The 17,849-nt window shown below is 68.9% G+C and carries 17 protein-coding genes and 1 pseudogene; 14 read left to right on the top strand and 4 right to left on the bottom strand.

Translation table 11 applies throughout. The features are described from left to right. The 11 genes from NGF19_RS22670 to NGF19_RS22620 all read left to right on the top strand — a co-directional run. The coding region (locus NGF19_RS22670; protein WP_252426989.1) for a type I polyketide synthase at window positions 1–1,066 on the top strand (1,066 nt) is incomplete at its 5' end. Window positions 1,067–1,088: 22 nt separating this feature from the next. Then, a complete protein-coding gene (locus NGF19_RS22665; protein WP_252426987.1) occupies window positions 1,089–2,375 on the top strand; it encodes a lysine N(6)-hydroxylase/L-ornithine N(5)-oxygenase family protein in 1,287 nt (428 codons plus the stop codon). A gap of 40 nt (window positions 2,376–2,415) precedes the next feature. Then, the gene (locus tag NGF19_RS22660; protein WP_252426985.1) at window positions 2,416–3,237 is read left to right on the top strand and encodes an SAM-dependent methyltransferase; all 822 of its coding nucleotides are present in this window, start codon (window positions 2,416–2,418) and stop codon (window positions 3,235–3,237) included. A 123-nt stretch (window positions 3,238–3,360) separates the two neighbouring features. Further along, window positions 3,361–4,578 carry a LeuA family protein gene (locus NGF19_RS22655; protein WP_289736697.1) on the top strand — a complete coding sequence of 406 codons (1,218 nt, stop codon included), beginning with the start codon at window positions 3,361–3,363 and terminating at the stop codon, window positions 4,576–4,578. Then, window positions 4,575–5,993, top strand: coding sequence for a 3-isopropylmalate dehydratase large subunit (gene leuC / locus NGF19_RS22650; RefSeq protein ID WP_252426981.1), 1,419 nt, complete (start codon window positions 4,575–4,577; stop codon window positions 5,991–5,993). Before NGF19_RS22655 ends, leuC begins: the two co-directional genes overlap by 4 nt. Window positions 5,994–6,018: 25 nt before the next feature. Then, complete coding sequence (gene leuD, locus NGF19_RS22645; protein ID WP_252426980.1) at window positions 6,019–6,624, top strand: 3-isopropylmalate dehydratase small subunit; 606 nt, start codon at window positions 6,019–6,021, stop codon at window positions 6,622–6,624. A 5-nt stretch (window positions 6,625–6,629) separates the two neighbouring features. Then, on the top strand, window positions 6,630–7,658 hold the full coding sequence (locus tag NGF19_RS22640; protein ID WP_252426978.1) for an isocitrate/isopropylmalate dehydrogenase family protein: 1,029 nt from the start codon (window positions 6,630–6,632) through the stop codon (window positions 7,656–7,658). 48 nt (window positions 7,659–7,706) lie between these two features. Beyond that, entirely contained in the window at window positions 7,707–8,882 is a 1,176-nt protein-coding gene (locus tag NGF19_RS22635) for a pyridoxal phosphate-dependent aminotransferase (protein WP_252426976.1), read from the top strand. A 26-nt stretch (window positions 8,883–8,908) separates the two neighbouring features. Beyond that, complete coding sequence (locus NGF19_RS22630; protein WP_252426974.1) at window positions 8,909–9,961, top strand: SAM-dependent methyltransferase; 1,053 nt, start codon at window positions 8,909–8,911, stop codon at window positions 9,959–9,961. A gap of 37 nt (window positions 9,962–9,998) precedes the next feature. Next, the gene (locus tag NGF19_RS22625) at window positions 9,999–11,174 is read left to right on the top strand and encodes a cytochrome P450 (protein WP_252426973.1); all 1,176 of its coding nucleotides are present in this window, start codon (window positions 9,999–10,001) and stop codon (window positions 11,172–11,174) included. A gap of 23 nt (window positions 11,175–11,197) precedes the next feature. Next, window positions 11,198–11,434: an MbtH family protein gene (locus tag NGF19_RS22620; protein ID WP_252426971.1), complete on the top strand. Its 237-nt coding sequence runs from the start codon at window positions 11,198–11,200 to the stop codon at window positions 11,432–11,434. A 102-nt stretch (window positions 11,435–11,536) separates the two neighbouring features. Here NGF19_RS22620 and NGF19_RS22615 read toward each other — a convergent pair whose 3' ends face one another. The 3 genes and pseudogenes from NGF19_RS22615 to NGF19_RS31290 form a co-directional block, all read right to left on the bottom strand. Continuing rightward, window positions 11,537–12,025, bottom strand: a complete 489-nt coding sequence (locus NGF19_RS22615; RefSeq protein WP_252426969.1) for a peptidylprolyl isomerase — start codon at window positions 12,023–12,025, stop codon at window positions 11,537–11,539. Window positions 12,026–12,314: 289 nt separating this feature from the next. Further along, entirely contained in the window at window positions 12,315–12,761 is a 447-nt protein-coding gene (locus NGF19_RS22610) for a cold-shock protein (RefSeq protein ID WP_252426967.1), read from the bottom strand. 137 nt (window positions 12,762–12,898) lie between these two features. Further along, a pseudogene (locus NGF19_RS31290) lies at window positions 12,899–13,167 on the bottom strand (transposase); the annotation flags it as partial. A gap of 32 nt (window positions 13,168–13,199) precedes the next feature. Here NGF19_RS31290 and NGF19_RS22605 point away from each other — a divergent pair. The 3 genes from NGF19_RS22605 (at window position 13,200) to NGF19_RS22595 (ending at window position 15,769) form a co-directional block, all read left to right on the top strand. Next, on the top strand, window positions 13,200–13,490 hold the full coding sequence (locus tag NGF19_RS22605; protein WP_252426965.1) for a DUF4135 domain-containing protein: 291 nt from the start codon (window positions 13,200–13,202) through the stop codon (window positions 13,488–13,490). Window positions 13,491–13,513: 23 nt separating this feature from the next. Then, window positions 13,514–14,989: an LVIVD repeat-containing protein gene (locus NGF19_RS22600; RefSeq protein ID WP_372505722.1), complete on the top strand. Its 1,476-nt coding sequence runs from the start codon at window positions 13,514–13,516 to the stop codon at window positions 14,987–14,989. A gap of 156 nt (window positions 14,990–15,145) precedes the next feature. Beyond that, window positions 15,146–15,769: a DUF305 domain-containing protein gene (locus tag NGF19_RS22595; protein ID WP_252426963.1), complete on the top strand. Its 624-nt coding sequence runs from the start codon at window positions 15,146–15,148 to the stop codon at window positions 15,767–15,769. A gap of 138 nt (window positions 15,770–15,907) precedes the next feature. On the opposite strand, the gene NGF19_RS22590 is transcribed toward NGF19_RS22595, so the two are convergent. After that, window positions 15,908–17,506: an MFS transporter gene (locus NGF19_RS22590; RefSeq protein WP_252426961.1), complete on the bottom strand. Its 1,599-nt coding sequence runs from the start codon at window positions 17,504–17,506 to the stop codon at window positions 15,908–15,910. Window positions 17,507–17,849 lie beyond the last annotated feature (343 nt).

The raw sequence follows: 17,849 nt of genomic DNA, 5'->3' as shown, positions 1-17,849 counted from the left end.
GTGCGATGTGGCGGTGCGGGAGGAGCTGGCCGAGGCGCTGGCGTCCGTGTCCGCGGAGCATCCGGTGCGGGCGGTAGTCCACGCGGCCGGGGTGCTCGACGACGCCTTGATCGGGTCCCTGACCCGGGACCGGTTGACCCGCGTGCTCCGGCCGAAGGCCGACGCGGCCTGGCACCTGCACGAACTGACTCGTGATCTGGACCTCACCGCATTCGTCCTGTTCTCGGCGGCGGCCGGCACGCTGGGCAACCCCGGCCAGGGCAACTACGCGGCGGCCAACGCCTATCTGGACGCCCTGGCCCATCACCGCCGGGCCCAGGGACTGCCTGCGCAGTCCCTGGCCTGGGGGCTCTGGGCGGAGGCCACCGGGATGACCGGCCACCTCGACACCGCCGAGTTGGCGCGGATCGCCCGCTCCGGCGTGCTCCCGCTCACCTCCGACCAGGGCCTGCGCCTGTTCGACCTGGCGGGTGCGGCCGATGCCGCGGCCGTGGTGCCGATGCGGTTGGACACGGCCCCGTTGCAGGCCCGGTCGGGCCACGAACCATTGCACCCGCTGTTCGGCGGCCTGGTCCGCCGGCCGGTGCGGCGGGCCACCGGATCCGAACCGCAGGAGAGCGTGGAATCCCTCGCCGAACGGTTGGCCGGGGTGCCGGAGGAGGAGCGAGACCAGGCCGTGTTCGAGGTCGTGCGGTCGGCGACGGCAGCGCTGCTCGGGCACACCGATCCGGAGAAGGTCGAACAGGACCGCACGTTCGTTGAGTTGGGCATGGACTCGCTCGGCTCGGTGCGGCTGCGCAACCACCTGGCGGCCGTCGCCGGCGTGCGACTGCCGGCGAGCCTCATCTTCGACCACCCGACGCCCATGGGCCTGGCGGTCCACCTGCGGTCGCTGGTCATGCCGGCGACCGGCGACGTACCCGAGGACGTGGCCACCGCACTCCTGGTCCTGGAGGAGCTGAACAAACTGCCCGCAACCATCGCAGCGCTGCCCACCGACAGCGTGCCGCGCGTACGCATCAACTCGCTGCTACGCACCCTGGCCTCCAAGTGGGGGTCCGACTGATATGGGAGGAAAACACTTGTCCGTGCAGGACACGACTCGGATCCTCGACGTGGCCGGGATCGGTTTCGGGCCGTCCAACCTGGCCCTGGCCATCGCACTGCGGGAGCGGGGCGAGGAGGCGCCGAGCGCGGCCTTCTTCGACCGCAGCCCGTCCTTCGGCTGGCACCGCGGCATGCTCATCGACGACGCGACGATGCAGATCTCGTACCTCAAGGACCTCGTCACGCTCCGCGATCCGACCAGCTCCTTCAGTTTCCTGTGTTACCTGAAGGACCGCGGCCGGCTCGTCGACTTCATCAACCACCAGATCCTGGTGCCGTCCCGGACCGAGTTCCACGACTACCTTGCCTGGGCCGCGGCCCGGTTCCCCGAGGTGGTGAGCTACGGCAGCGAGGTGACCGCCGTGCGGCCCGTGCCGGGTGAGCACGCCATCGACTGCGTCGAGCTGGTGATCAGGGACGTCGCCGAGCCGGACCGGACGCGCACCTGTCTGGCCCGCAACTTGGTCCTGGCCACCGGCCTGCGGATGGCTCTGCCGGACGGCGTCGAGCTGTCCGAGCGGGTCTGGCACAGCTCTGAGTTCCTGCACCGGCTCGCCGAGCTGCCTCCGGCTCCGGAGCGCAGCTTCACGGTCGTGGGGGCCGGCCAGAGCGCGGCGGAGGTGACCAACCATCTGCTGGGCGCGTTCCCCGACGCCCGCGTGCACGCGGTCTTCTCGCGCTACGGCTACAGCGTCGCCGACGACAGCCCCTTCGCCAACCGGATCTTCGACCCGGCCGCCGTGGACGACTACTACCTGGCCTCGCCCGAGGTGCGGCAGTCCCTGATGCGGTATCACGGCAACGCCAACTACTCGGTCGTCGATCTCGACCTCATCAAGGAGATCTACCGCCGGCAGTACCAGGACAAGGTCGCCGGCGTCCACCGGCTGCGGATCGCGAACGTCTCCCGGGTCCGCGCGGCCACCCCGGTCGCGAACGGCGTGGACGTGCAAGTCGAATTCCTGCCGAACGGCGAGGTCGAGACGGTGAATTCGGACGTCGTCATCTTCGCCACGGGTTACCGTCCGGCGGACCCGATGCCGCTGCTCGGAGAACTCGGAGACTTTATCGAACTGGACGATGAAGGTATGCTGCGAGTCGACCGCAACTATCGAGCCGTCACGTCCGAGAAACTCGCTTGCGGTATCTACCTGCAAGGTGCAACCGAACACACTCACGGCATCTCGTCGAGCCTGCTTTCCATGACGGCCGTGCGCTCCGGAGAAATCGCCGAATCGCTGTGCGCAGCCGTAAGACCCACGTCCTGACGGTCCGGAACAAAACGGTCCGGAACAAAGAGGAGAAGACATGCATTCGGAAGAGACGGTGCCCGGCACCAGCCTGCCGCAACTGGACTACTACGAGCTGGTCGGCCCGATGCTGCGCCGGGAGTGGGACGACAACTTCCACTTCGCGTACTGGCTCGGGCCGGACGACCAGGCCACCGTCGAGGAGGCGACCGACCGGTTCACCGACCTGCTGATCCCCAAGCTCGGAGTCGGCGTCGGCGCCCGGGTCCTGGACGTGGGCTGCGGCCTCGGCAAGCCCGCCGTCCGGCTGGCCCAGGCGACCGGCGCGAACGTGCTCGGCATCACGATCAGCGGGTACCAGATCGAGATCGCCACCGGACGGGCGGCGGCCGAAGGTCTGGCCGACCAGGTGCGGTTCCAGCAGGCCGACGGCACGGACATGCCCTTCGAGGACGGCTCGTTCGACGCCGCGCTCGCCTTCGAGTCGATCGTCCACATGGACCGCGCTCAGGCGCTCGCCGAGATGGGCCGGGTCGTCGCCCCGGGCGGCCGCGTGGTACTGACCGACCTGTTCGACCGGGAGGACGTCACGGACGAGGAGGCCGCCGACCGGGCCACCCGCCCCGGCGCGCTGCCTCGCCTGGCGGACTACCCGGCGCTGCTCGAAGCGGCCGGGTTGGTGGCCGACGAGATCTCCGACATCTCGGAGAACGTCAGCCCCTCGTTCACGATGATGAATGACATCACGATCGCCAACAAGGACGAACTGGCCGCACTCTTCGGATTCACTGCGGAACAGTCCGCGGAGGCGGAGAGCATGGTCGGTCAGATGACCGGAGAACTCGGCTGCGTACTGATCGTGGCGCACCGGCGATCCTGAATTCCGGCACGCGGTTCGTGCGCGTCATTTCCGGCACACGATGTGTGCACGTTCGGAACATCGGTTCGGCGGATATCCCGCCGATCGATCCAGTTTTGCTTGAACGGGAGACGGGGAGGACCAATGACAGGTCAGGAAAGCCCGCCGCGGCGAAGAATATCCATCTTCGACGCCACGTTGCGAGACGGTGAGCAGGCGCCCGGAAACGCGATGACCACCGAGCAGAAGAAGATGCTCGCGCTCAAGGCCGAGGCCTACGGCGCGGACACCATCGAGGCGGGATTCCCTGGCTCCTCGCCGGAGGACTTCGCGGCCACCCGCCTGATCGCCGAGTCGCTGGCCCCCACCACACGGTTCGCCACGTTCAACCGGGCCTCCCGGGAGGACGTCCGGCTGTCCATGGAAGCCGGGGGAGCACGCCCCAACCACCAGGTGCAGATCTGCGGCACCGGCAGCGACCTCCACCTGCAGTACAAGCGGGGCATCACCCGCCGGGACGCGGTGAAGGAGGCGGGCGACGCGATCCGCTACGCCCACTCCCTCGGGGCGCAGGACATCTCCTTCGGCGTCGAGGACGCCAGCCGCGGCGAGAAGGACCTGATCGAGGCGCTGGTCATGGAGGCCCTGGAGGCCGGGGTCAGCACCGTGATCCTCGCCGACACCACCGGCTGCGCGACCCCGCAGGAGTACGGCGACCTGTGCGCCCTGGTCCGCTCCTGGCTCCCGGACGACGTCACGCTCGCCACCCACTGCCACGACGACCTGGGACTGTCGCTGGCCAACGCCCTGGCGGGCATCCAAGCGGGCGCGAACGAGGTCCAGGCCACCCTGGCCGGGATCGGCGAGCGCGCCGGCAACACCCCGCTGGAGGAGATGGCGGCGTTACTGGAGTTCAAGGGCGAGCAGCTCGGCGTCACGAGCGGCATCCGGCTGGAGCGCCTCTACGGTGCCTTCCAGAGCCTGTCGGCGGTGATCGCCATGGCCCCGCCGCGCAACAAGGCGGTCTTCGGCGACAACGCCTTCGCCACCGAGGCAGGCATCCACCAGGACGGCATCCTCAAGAACCCGGCGACGTACGAGTTCCTCAACCCCGACCGGTTCGCCCGGCAACGCTCGATGCTCGTCGGCCGCCACTCCGGCCGGGCCGTCTTCCGCCACGTGCTTCAGCAGCTCGGCGTGGAGCCCGATGAGGACCTGGTGGAGCGGCTGTACACCGAGTACGTGACCGAGCGCCCCGACGGCCGCTGCGACGAACTCGGAATGGTGCGCGCACAGTTGGCGGCCACGTTCGGCCCGGCCGACGGCGAGAACACGCCCGCGGGGGAGGAGATCCGCCGATGACGACCCCCAGGACGACACCGCGGACCCTGGTCGAGAAGATCTGGGACGGCCACCGCGTCGGCGCCGCCACCGACGGCCCCGACCTGCTCTACATCGACCTGCATCTGGTCCACGAGGCGACCTCGGCCCAGGCCTTCGACGGCCTGCGGCTCGCCGGACGCCCGGTGCGCAGGCCCGACTTGACCCTGGCCGTCGAGGACCACAACGTCCCCACCGACAGCCTGGTCATCACCGACCCGATCAGCGTCGAACAGGTCACGACGGTGCGCCGCAACTGCGCCGAGCACGGCATCGAACTGTTCCGCCACGGCGACGGACGCCAGGGCATCGTCCACGTCGTCGGCCCCGAACTCGGTGCGGTGCAGCCGGGCATGACGGTGGTGTGCGGCGACAGCCACACCTCGACCCACGGCGCGTTCGGCGCCCTCGCCTTCGGTATCGGCACCAGCGACGTGGAGCATGTGCTGGCCACCCAGACCCTCGCCCTGCAGCGGCCCCGGACCATGGCGGTCGAGTTCACCGGCGTGCCCGCACCGGGCGTCACCGCCAAGGACCTGATGCTCGCCCTGACCGCCCACATCGGCGCCAACGGCGCCCACGGCCACGTCCTGGAGTACCGCGGCGAGGCGGTCCGCGGACTCTCCATGGAGGGCCGGATGACCATGTGCAACCTCAGCATCGAAGCTGGCGCCCGGGCCGGGCTCATCGCCCCGGACGACACCACCACCGCTTACCTCGCCGACCGCCCGCGGCGGCCCACCGGCGAGGCCTGGCAGCGCGCGCTCGCCCACTGGGAGACCCTGCACACCGACCCCGGGGCGGTCTTCGACCACACCGTCACCATCGATGTGGCCGACCTGACCCCGATGGTGACCTGGGGAACCAACCCGGGCCAGGCCGTGCCCCTCGGGGAGAGCGTGCCCGACCCGGAGGCGTACCCCGACCCCGCGGAACGGGCGGCGGCTCGCCGCGCCCTGGACTACATGGGCCTCGCCCCGGGCACCCCGATGCGCGACATCGGGATCGACACCGTGTTTCTCGGCTCCTGCACCAACGGCCGGGTCGAGGACCTGCGGGCGGCGGCACAGGTGCTGCGCGGGCGGAAGGTCTCACCAGACGTGCGCATGCTCGTCGTACCCGGCTCCATGCAGGTGCGCGAACAGGCCGAGCAGGAGGGGCTGCACGAGGTCTTTCTGGCCGCCGGGGCCGAATGGCGGTTCTCCGGCTGCTCGATGTGCCTCGGCATGAACTCCGACCGGCTCCCCGGACGCGAGCGCTGCGCCTCGACGTCCAACCGCAACTACGAGGGACGGCAGGGGCGCACCGCACGCACGCACCTCGTCTCCCCGGCCGTCGCTGCGTCGACCGCGGTCGCCGGCCGTCTCGCCGCGCCGTCCGACCTGGACCGCGGGTGACCGAACAGAGCGAGGAGGTACGGGGATGGAACCGCTGACCAGCCACACCGGCACGGTGCTCCCGCTGCGACGCAGCGACGTGGACACCGATCAGATCATTCCCAGCGAGTACTGCCGGCGGCTGAGCAAGACGGGGTACCAGGACGGCCTGTTCGCTCGCTGGCGGGAACAGCCGGACTTCGTCTTCAACGACCCGGCGCGCGCCGCGAGCACGGTGCTGGTCGCCGGGGCGAACTTCGGCACCGGAAGCTCCCGCGAGCACGCCGTGTGGGCCTTGCGGGACTGGGGCGTCGCCGCGGTGATCGCCCCCAGCTTCGGCGACATCTTCCGCCGCAACGCCCTGAAGAACGGCCTGCTGGCGGCCCAACTGCCCGACGAGGACGTGGCGCAGCTGATGGCGCGGGCCGAGCAGGACGCGTCGTACGAGATCACCGTCGACCTCGCCGGATGCGTCGTGCGCTGGCCCGGCGGCAGCTGCCCCTTCGAGATCGACGGCAGGGCACGCCGCCTGCTCCTCGAGGGCCTGGACGACATCGCTGTGACCCTGGAACGGCAGGACGACATCGTCGCCTACGAACAGGGGCGGCCAGCCTGGCTGCCCGCCTTCGCACCGACAGGCGGGGTGAACTGAGCACAATGCCCCTCATCACCGTCATCCCCGGGGACGGCATCGGCCCCGAGGTGACCGAGCAAGCCCTAGCCCTCCTCGACGGCCTCGGCCTGGACCTCTCCTTCGACGTGCTCGACCACGTCAACGCCGGCACGTTCCTCGCCACCGGATGCGCGCTGAGCGATGACGACCTCGCCCGGATCCGCCGCAGCGACGGCGCCCTGCTCGGCGCGATCGGCGACGCCCGCGTCGCCGGCACCCGGTACGCCAGGGACGTCCTGCTGCGCCTGCGCTTCGAGCTCGACCTGTACGCCAACTACCGTCCGGCGCAGCTCCTGCACGACCGCCTCAGCCCGCTGCGGGACCCCGACCGGCGCGCCATCGACTGCGTGATCGTCCGGGAGAACACCGAGGGCCTCTACACCGACATCGGCGGCGCGCTGCGTCCCGGCTCCACGGCGGAGGTGGCCATCGACACCGAGGTGAGCACCCACCTCGGCGTCAGCAGGGTGATCGACTTCGCCCTGGCCTCGGCGACCCGCGCGGTCTGCATGGTCGACAAGTCCAACGCGGTACCCAACGGCGGCCGACTGTGGCAGCAGTGCTGGCTGGACGCCACCGCCGCCCGCCCCGACCTGGCCACCTCGCACCTCTACGTGGACGTCGCCGCCATGCGGCTGCTCTCAGACCCGACCGCGTTCGACGTCATCGTCACCAACAACTCCTACGGCGACATCCTGTCCGACCTCGCCGCGGAACTGGCCGGCGGCCTCGGCACCTCCGCCTCGGTCAACCTCAACCCGCAGACGGGATTCGGGCTGTACGAACCGGTGCACGGCAGTGCCCCGGACATCGCCGGCACGGACACCGCCAACCCCATCGGGGCGATCCTCTCCGCTGCGCTGCTCCTGGAGCGCGTCGGGCACCCGGCGGAGGCCGCCGCCGTCCGCACAGCCGTGCGGATGGCCGTCGCGGAGGTGCGCTGCACCGCCGACCTCGGCGGCCGGCTCGGTACGAAGGCGGCGGGAGAGGCGATCCGTGCGGCGCTCCACTGAACCACGCGTCCCAGGGCGGCCGACGCCGGAGACCCAGAAGGTGGCCGCATGACCGCCGCCAGGGGCCGGCTCTCTCGCCGTGTGTCGGGAATCGGCGCGATGGAGCTGGCCGGACTGATGCGGCTGGCCCACGACGTGGGCGCGATCGACATCGCCCTCGGTATCCCGCCGGGCGACCCGCCCGCGGCGGCGATCGAGGCGGCCACCGCCGCCCTCACGTCCGCACAGAACCAGTACGCCCCGCCGGAAGGCCTGCTGTCGCTGCGGCAGCTGATCGCCGCAGAGCTCCTGCGGACCCGGGGCGTCGCGGTCGACCCTGTCGACGAGATCACGGTCACCTGCGGCGCCACCGAAGGCGTCCTGGCCGCCGTCCTCGCAGTCACCGACCCGGGCGACGAGGTGATCCTGCCCGAGCCGTTCTACGAGAACTACCCGGGCGTGATCGGTCTGACCGGAGCGGTGCACCGTCCGGTCCCGCTCGCCGGGCGCGACTGGCGCCTCGACCTCGACGCGGTGCGGGCCGCGATCACCGGCCGGACCCGGGCGGTGCTGCTCAACACTCCGCACAATCCGACGGGGCGTGCTTTCGACCAGGCCGAGGTGTCGGGACTGCTCGAACTTTGCGTCGAGCACGACCTGGTACTCATCACCGACGAGGTCTACGAGCGCTACGTCTACGACGGCCGGACACACGTCTCGCCGCTGGGCATGCCCGGGACGGCGGACCACGTGATCGCCGTAGGCAGCCTGTCGAAGTCGCTGCACATGTCCGGCTGGAGGGTGGGCTACTGCGTCGCCTCCCCCGAGCTCACCGCAGGGATCCGGCGGGTGCACGAGCGCACCACGGTGGGGGCCGCCCGCCCCCTGCAACAGGGCGTGTCGGCCGTCGGCGCCGCCGACTTCATCGACGACCGGGCGCTCTTCCAGGAGCGCCGCGACCACCTGGTGGCGTACCTGGAGACGCTGGGCTTCGATGTTCGCATGCCCGAGGGCGGCTGGTTCGTCCTGGCAGGCAGCTCGGGCCTGGCCGCCCGCAGCGACAAGCTCGTCGCCGAACTGGTGGAGACCGCCGGGGTCCTGCTCGCCCCCGGCACGAGCTTCTTCGCCGACCGTGCCGACGGCCTGAACTGGGTGCGCACCACCTTCGTACGCGACCGGGAACGCACAGTTGAAGCGCTGGAACGGATGCGCCGATTCCTCACCGTGACCGAGCAGTCGAACTGATCCGACCCACAGGGAGAAATGCAGACATGACCGCTGAGAACAAGTCCGTCATGGTCCTGGATGACGAGGTCCAGCAGACCTGGAAGTCCGTGGCCGAGGCCGGCGCCGGCGAGCTGGCGTCCTCCTACGTCCTGAGCACGGCGATCGTGGGCCTCTCCAACTCCGGCGTCGCCGACCGCCTCTCGGGCGACTGGACGCCGCTCGCGGAGCTGGCCCCGAAGCCCGAACTGGCCGACCGGATAGGCAAGGTTCTGCGCTTCCTGGAGGTGCGCGGCATCGTGGAGTCCCAGGGCGACGCCTGGCGCACCACCCGACGGGGCGCCCAACTCCTCGATGAGGTCGCGGAGTCCCTGCTCGGCTACTACGTCGACGCGTACGGGCCGGTCCTGCACGACATCGGCGGATTGCTGGATGGCAGCAAGACCTACGGCACTGATGTCAGCCGTGACACCGAGGCCCTCGGGCTGCGGTGCGAGGTCCTGTTCCGCAGCTTCGGCGGCAACCTGGTGCGCGACCTGGTCCGCGAGCGTGGCGCCCGTGGCGTGCTCGACCTCGGCTGCGGCACCGGCGGCCTTTTGCTCGACCTGGTGCGGGACGACCCCGAACTGCGCGGCTTCGGGATCGACATCGCCCAGGACGCGATCGACTACGCCGGGCGACGGGCGGCCGAGCAGGGCGTCGCCGACCGGCTCTCCTTCCTGGTCGCCGACGCCTTCCGGCCGCAGGAGTGGCCGGCCGAGGTGGTCGAGGGCGCGGACTTCTACGTGGCGGTCGGGGCGCTGCACGAGCACTTCCGGGACGGCGAGGCCGCGGTGGTCGAGATGCTCGCCCGGTACGCCGACCTGCTGCGCGCCGCCCCGAACCGCACGCTGCTGCTGTGCGAGCCGGAACTGCTCGTGGACGCCGAGGACGCCAACTTCTACCTGATCCACGTGCTGACCGAACAGGGCTTCCCGCAGCCCCGGGAGGGCTGGTTGAAGGTCATCGAGGCGGCCGGCCTGACCTGCAAGCGGGTCTTCTCCGCGCCCAACACGGCCTTCCGGTTCGCCTACTACGAGATCGTCGCCGACCCGTCCTGAGCGGGCCCGGACACCCACCGACCCAAGGAGAGACCTCATGCCCACCACGCCGGACGGCTCGCCCGCCCCGCGTCCCGGTCTGGAGATGCTCGAACTCTGCCGCACCATGCGCGACACCACCCCGGTGGTCCGCGACCCCGCGAGCGGCGCGTACCAGGTGTTCCGGTACGACGACGCGGTCTCCGTGCTCTCGGACCACGACACGTTCTCCTCGGACTTCACCGCTGTCTTTCCCGAGGCCACCCAGCTGATGGAGGGACACATCGGCACGCTCGACCCGCCGCGGCACCAGCAGCTGCGCCGGCTTGTCAGCCAGGCGTTCACTCCCCGGGCCGTCGCCCAGCTCGAAGAGCGGGTGGAGCGGATCGCCGAGGAACTGCTGGACCGCGTGCCGAAGAAGACCGAGCTCGAACTCGTCGACGACTTCGCCTACGCCCTGCCGTTGACGGTCATCACCGAGATGCTCGGCGTCCCCGCCGAGGACCGGCCGCTGTTCAAGCAGTGGGCCGACCAGCTGTACAAGAACGGCCAGTTCGACACCAAGAACGAGTCCTCCGTCAGCGCGGCCGAGGCGTTCCACGACTATCTGCTCGACCTGGTCGTCCAGCGCAGGAAGGCCCCGAGGCCCGGCCTGCTCTCCGACCTGCTGGCGGCCGAGGTGGACGGCGAAAGCCTGACCGACCGGGAGATCGCCGGATTCGCCACCGTGCTCCTGCTCGCCGGCCACGTGACGGTGACCCTCTGGCTCGGGAACACGTTTCTCTGCCTCCAGGAGCACCCGGAGGTCGAGCGGACGCTGCGCGCCGACCCGGACGCCATCCCCGCCGCGCTGGAGGAGGTACTGCGCTACCGCAGCCCCGTCAGCATCGTGCCGCGCGTCACGAAGAAGCAGGTCGAACTGCGCGGCACCACCATCGAGGCCGGACAGGTCGTGGTGTGCGCGGTCCTGTCGGCCAACCACGACGAGCGGCAGTTCGACCGCCCAGACGAGTTCCTGATCGACCGGAACCCGAATCCCCACATCGCGTTCAGCAAGGGGATCCACTTCTGCTTCGGCGCCCCGCTGGCCCGCCTGGAGGCGCACGTCGCCCTGCGCGTCCTGCTGCGCCGGTTCAGCTCCTTCCGGATCGACCCGGACCGTCCGATGCAGTGGCACCCGGACCCGACGATGAGCGGCCCGAAGAGCCTCCACCTCCTCGTCGAACCCGCCTGAACCGCCCTCCTGGAAGGATCACGATGATCGCGCACGAAGCATCCGACACCGAACTCTTTCAGGTGCTTGTCAACGACGAAGGACAGCACTCGCTCTGGTCGGCCGACCTCCAGGTGCCCGCGGGCTGGAAGGCCGTGGGGCCGACAGGTACCAAGGCCGTGTGCATGGCCTACGTCGACGAGAGCTGGACGGACATGCGTCCGCTGAGCCTGCAGCTGGCGGCCCGTCAGGAGGAGACTGTCGCCGGATCCGACGACTGACAGGTGTTGGTACAACGTCACAGCGGCCAGTGGCGAGCGCTCGTAGCACTCGTCACTGGCCGTTGTGACTGCCGTCCACCTCGACGGCCGTTCAGCGACGGATCAGACCGAAGGGACAACGTCGGCCGACGTGATGACGATCTGCTCCCGGGGCACGTCCTGAGCCCCCGTCGCGACGCGGCCGATCCGGTCCACGACATCGTGCCCCGCCACGACCGTACCGAAGACCGCGTAACCCCAGCCGTCCTGCCCCGGGTGATCGAGGAAGGCGTTGTCGACCGTGTTGATGTAGAACTGCGCGTTGGCCGAGTGCGGGTCCGAGGTCCGGGCCATGGCCACGCTGTACTTGACGTTCTTCAGGCCGTTGCGCGCCTCGTTCTCCACCCGGTGGGGAGCGGGCTTGATGCGCATGTTCGTGTCGATGCCGCCGCCCTGGATCATGAAGCCGCTGATGACGCGGTGGAACACCGTGCCCGCGTAGTGCCCGCTGTTGAGGTACGTCAGGAAGTTCGCCACCGACTTCGGCGCGTTGGCCTCGTCAAGCGAAAGGACGATGTCACCCATCGTCGTCGAAAGGCGGACGTTGGTCATGACTACTCCACTCGGCGTAGGTAAAGTCACTATGGGAAACGGAAGCCTACTGTAGGACGAGGACGAGCAGTCCTGGGGCTGGTCGGTCCGAAAGCGGCTGGCCGGACAGTAACTCCCAGCAACCTGTGATGACTTCGAGGCTGCCTCGACCTGTCGCCGCCCACGGCAGCCTCCTCGCGGCCTCCCGCTCCAACCTGCTCTGACGCTGCGCACGCCATGGAACGGTCCGACATCACAGCGGCCGGGTCACGTCGCCGCGGCCCGGCCGGCTTTCCTCCGGTACCAGCTTCTACGACTCCACCCACCCGTGGCTCACGGCGATCCGGACCAGGCACTTCCGGACGTCCAGGATCTGCTCACCGGTCAGCGCCGGGTTGCTGACGAGCAGCGCCTCGGTGACCTCGTTGGTGAAGTCCTTGGCAGAGAGGATCTCGCAAGTGTCGTCGTCCAGGTCCGTCCGTTGAACCGTCGCCGGTGTGTGGGGGGCCGCCGACGACGGACGCGAGTCGGTGTGCGGTGAACGGGACAGGCGCTCGCTTGCGAGGGAGATGGCGGAAGCCTTGAGGCCGCGGTCGCCGTCCTCCAGGTCGAAGCTCACGAGGACACCGGGGCTGATCAGCGACTTGTCAACGAGGAGGTCGTTGACGTGCAGGAACACGTCGGGGCCACCGCCGTCGGGAGAGACGAACCCGTACCCGCGAACCTCGTCGAACCGGACGACCTTGCCCATAGCCATAGTCAGACCCCAACACCTTTGCTGAATACACGACACTGCACATCGCGAACCACGACGGCACCCGATCAACCGCTCCGGTCGAGCCTGACCGGTCAGCCGTGAACCCAGGCTAGCTGAACTTGAATTCCTGATGTCGGTCAGTCGTTCAGGGCCAGGCCTGTGCAGGCGAGGCAGCCGTCGACTATGTCGGGCCGGTACTGGATCTGTTTCAGTTTGCGCTTGACGGCTCGGGTGACCTGGGAAAGATCAGCGGCCGCGAGGTTACCGATCTCGCGCTTGACCAGCGACCAGATGCCCTCCTGCGGATTGAGGTCCGGGGCATGGTGGGCAGCTGGAGCACGGTCAGCCAGTCGGAGTTCCGGTCGATGAACTACCGCATGCCGTGGGTGAGGTGCAGGCGGACGTTGCGAAACGTGAAACAGCCGGCCGATCAGCGTCTTGGTCGCTGCTCGGCTGGAGTTCTGCGCCTACCTGTGTGCCGATCCGTCCGCGATCGGCCACCTCGTGCCGGACGCGGTGGACCTGCAACCGATCGATGTGCAGTTCGAGGCGGGAGATGGGCACCGCGGCGGTCGCTCGGTCGGCATTGTCACTTTCGCAGACGGGCACCGGGTCGTCTACAAGCCGCGCTCGCTCCACGTCGACCGGCATTTCCAGGAGTTGTTGCAGTGGACCTCCCGGTCTCACGCCCCCTGTTGCATCGACCCGTGGGTGGGTAGCTTGAGTTGATCACTGCCCTGAGCGGGCGTGTCATGACCATGCCTAGATCTGATCATGACAAGGCTTCTATATTGCCTGGGTCCGTAACGCCCCTCGTGACAGGAGGCCCTGCGTTGCAAGGATCGGCATTCGTGCGAAGAACGCGCCGCGCGCTCAAGGCGGCCGTACTCGCCGGCGTACTCGTCGTCACGTCGTTCGGGATGGTCGGCCCGTCCACCGCCCAGGACCGTGACCTCCGCGTCGACGAGATATCACACAGTGCGAACATCAAGCACCTGGCGAACGTTCCGAGGCAGGGTCCGCTCGCCGATGCCACCCACAGCGACCTGGCGTTCTACGGCAACTACGCCATTCAGGGCACCTATGCCGGGTTCACGATCTACGACATCCAGAACCCCACGAAGCCGACGATCGTCTCCCAGACGGCGTGCAACGGGGGGCAGGGCGACCCCACCGTCTCCGAGGACGGGAAGCTGTTGTTCGTGTCGGTCGACAGTCCGCAGTCGGATCCGTCCTGCGCGAGCACGAACTCCAATGCGGCCAACCCGGACGCCTGGGAAGGCATCCGCATCTTCGACATCAGCGACAAGCGGAACCCCGAGTACCTGAAGTCGGTGCGGACCGACTGCGGTTCCCACACGCACACGTACGTTCCCGCTGACGGCGGAGAGACGGCCTACCTCTACATCTCCTCGTACGGCCCGTCCCCGGCGTTCCCGCACTGCCAGCCTCCGCACGACTCGATCTCGATCGTGAAGGTTCCCCTGGACGACCCCGTGTCCGCATCCGTGGTCGCCACGCCCGTGCTCTTCCCAGACGGCGGCGCAGGCGCCACCGCGGGTTGCCACGACATCACCGTCTTCCCCGAGAAGGATCTGGCCGCCGGTGCCTGCATGGGCGAGGGCGCTCTGATCGACATCTCGGATCCCGTCGACCCGTACGTGATCACCAGTGCCACCGACGCGAACTTCGCCTTCTGGCACTCGGCGACGTTCACCAACGACGGGAACCGCGTGGTCTTCACCGATGAGCTCGGGGGCGGCAGCGCGCCGACCTGCAACGAGCAGATCGGGCCGAACCGCGGGGCCGACGCCATCTACGACATCAAGGGCGAGGGCGACAACCGCGAGTTGGTGTTCCGCAGCTACTTCAAGATTCCGCGCATGCAGCAGCAGACGGAGAACTGCGTCGCTCACAACGGCTCGCTGATCCCGGCCAAGCACCGCGACATGATGGTGCAGTCCTGGTACCAGGGCGGCGTGTCGGTCATCGACTTCACCGACCCCGATCACGCGAAGGAGATCGGCTACTTCGAGCGCGGCCCGCTCTCCGAGGAGACCTTGCAGCTCGGCGGCTCCTGGTCGGCGTACTGGTACAACGGTCGCATCTACTCCAGTGACATCACCAAGGGCCTGGACGTGCTCCAGCTCACCGGAGCGCCGAACAACGCCGACCGGGTCCGGCTGGACTTCATGAACGCGCAGACCCAGTACAGCTACAAGCCCTGATTCCGCCCATGGCCCCGGCGACCGGCACGTCCGCCGGGGCCGCACCCACACGTGCAGCAACCCACGAGTTCGGCCCGCCGCGTGCGTGGCTCCCCGGGGCCGCGTGGCGAGGCAGAAGGGAACAGGCACACAGTGAGGTACCGCAGAGTCGCAAGTGTGCTGCTGACAGTCGCCTGCCTGCTCGGCGTCGCGACCGTGTCCGCCGATGCGGAGGCCGGGCAGATACCTCGGGCCGCGGCGGCTGATCCCGCCCCGGTGTCGACGAGCCCACAGAGCCCACAGAGCCCACAGGTCGAGTCGAACAACGCCGATGCGGACTTCGTCGCCATGATGATCCCGCATCACCAACAGGCGCTCATCCTGAGCCGGATGGCCCCGTCGAGGTCCGGTGACAGCGATCTGCGTGCGCTCGCCGATCGGATCGACGTCGAACAGGGCCTCGAGATCTACATGATGCAGTCGTGGCAGGAGTGGAACGGTCTCGAGAAGACGGATCCCCAGCAGGCCTACGAGGAGATGCTGCAGGATCCGATGATGGTCGAGAAGATGGGGATGGCCACCCCCGAGGAACTGGACCAGTTGAGCGCGGCGACCGGCAACGCCTTCGACGTGCAGTACCTGCGGCTGATGATCAAGCATCACAACGGTGCGATCGACATGCTGACGGAGGTGCTCACCAACGGCACCGACGAGACCATACAGACGTGGGCGACCGACATGCTGGCCACCCAGTACGCCCAAGTCCAGATGATGCAGCAGATGCTGGACGACAAGTCGTAGCCGTCCCAGGCCACTTCGGGCGGAGAGGGCTGCGGCGGAGTTCGTGAACCTGGCCGGTGAAGACCGCTGGCCGCATCCGGTCCGACTTCGCCTTCTCCGCCGTCGGCGCGGGGCCGGTAGCGCCCACGAGTGCCTTGCTCAGGACGGGGTTGCCGGGGAGTGCGGGGGCCTCGTTCGGTCCCCGTCTCCCTGTTCCGCAGCGGTTTGGGAGTCCAAGGGGCTGGGTCGGGTGCGTGTGGTGCGGAGCAGGGTGGCGATGAGGATCGCCGCGCCCGTCATCAGGACGGCACTGAGCAGCGCGGCGATCCGTGCCTCCCGGGCGAAGGCGTCGAAGGCCACGTTTCGCAGGGATTCCGCGGTGCTTCTGGGGAGGGTGGCAGCGGTCTCGACGGCGCCGCCGAGGGTGCTCCTCGCCACGTCCAACGCCTTGGGGGTGAGGGCGTCAGGAGCCTTGTCGGTCAGTTCCGAACGGTAGAAGGCGGTGCCGATGCTGCCCAGGATCGCGATGCCCAGCGCCCCGCCGAATTCGGCAGAGGTCTCGGCCATGGCGGAGGCGGCCCCGGCTCGCTCCGGTGGGGCGGCGGACAGAATCACCTCGGTGACGACGGCGGAGACGGCGCCGATGCCGATCGAGACGATGGCCATGCCGCTGACGAGGTGCACGATGTGTGAATCGGCCTGCAGCAGGGCCAGCGTGACGTAGCCGGTGGTGGCCACGAGCAGCCCGGCGGCGATCACGTTGTGCTGACCGATGCGGGGGGCGATCGCGGTGGCCAGCGCGATGCCCAGGGGCATCACGAGGAAGGTGGGCAAGGACCACACGGCCGCCTCCAACGGGTCCATGCCCAGGACGAGTTGCATGAACTGCCAGTTGAACAGGCTGAAGCCGACCAGTCCGAACGTCGCCAGTGCGTTGATGAGCAGGGGCACGGTGAACCGGCGCGTGCCGAACAGCGCCATGTCGATCATCGGGTTCGCGGCCCTGTGCTGGCGGCGGAGGAAGGCCGCTCCCACGGCGAGTCCCGTGGCACAGCACGTCAGCGGAATCCACCCGAAGCCGTGCTCCGCCATCGCCTTGATGCCGTAGATGACGCCGAGCACGGCCACGAGCGACATGGCGGCGCCGAGCAGGTCGAAACGGCCCGGCTCGGGGTCGCGGTGTTCGGTGAGCAGTAGCGGGCCGAGGATCAGCAGCAGGACCATCACCGGCACATTGATCAGAAAGACCGATCCCCACCAGAAGTGCTCCAGGAGCAGACCGCCGATGATGGGGCCGAGCACGGCGCCTCCCGCGAACCCCGCCGTCCAGACGCCGACCGCGGTGGCCCGCTGCGCGGGGTCGCGGAACATGCTCCGGATCAGAGAGAGCGTGGACGGTGCCAGTGTGGCTCCGGCGATGCCCAGCAGCGCGCGGGCCGCGATGAGTGTCTCGGGGCTTGTGGAGCAGGCCGCCAGGACCGAGGCGGCACCGAAGGCCGCGGCGCCCGTGAGCAGCACCCGTCGCCGCCCGAAGCGGTCGCCGAGTGTGCCCATCGTGATGAGCAGGCCGGCGAGAAGGAACCCGTAGGTGTCCATGATCCACAGTTGCTCTGAACTGCTCGGACCCAGGTCGGTCGTCAGGGACGGGAGCGTGATGAACATGACGGCCATGTCCATGGATGCCAGTACGCAGGGCAGCACCAGAACGGCGAGACCCACCCACTCCCTGGCTCCGGCTCGTTTCTCTTCTTCAGTCATGGCCTCTCCTGTAGCCGCGCGGTTCCGGCGGAATGGACCGTCGCAGGATGCGTACTGGTGCGTACGATGTACGCAACGACGCGCGCAGCGTATGCAGGCATGTCGAGGCGGCGCAATGAGTTTTCCGACCTGCTAGTTCGCCTTGACCTACCCCTACGCCTGCGCTGGGGGCTAGAATTTCGTCACAAGCCTTGGGTGTGACGAAAAGGGGTTCTTCGATGTCCGTACAGCCGGGATGCGCGTCGTGCGGAAAGGCGCTGGAGTCCACTGACCGGGGACGGCCCAGGCTCTACTGTTCCCGCGCGTGCCAGGCGAGGGCTTATCGGGCACGCAGGACGGAAGC

The organism is Streptomyces macrolidinus (genome assembly GCF_023887685.1).
Lineage (GTDB): Bacteria > Actinomycetota > Actinomycetes > Streptomycetales > Streptomycetaceae > Streptomyces > Streptomyces macrolidinus.
The sequence above is the reverse complement of the archived record's forward strand: the minus strand, read 5'-3'. Positions and strand labels throughout refer to the sequence as shown.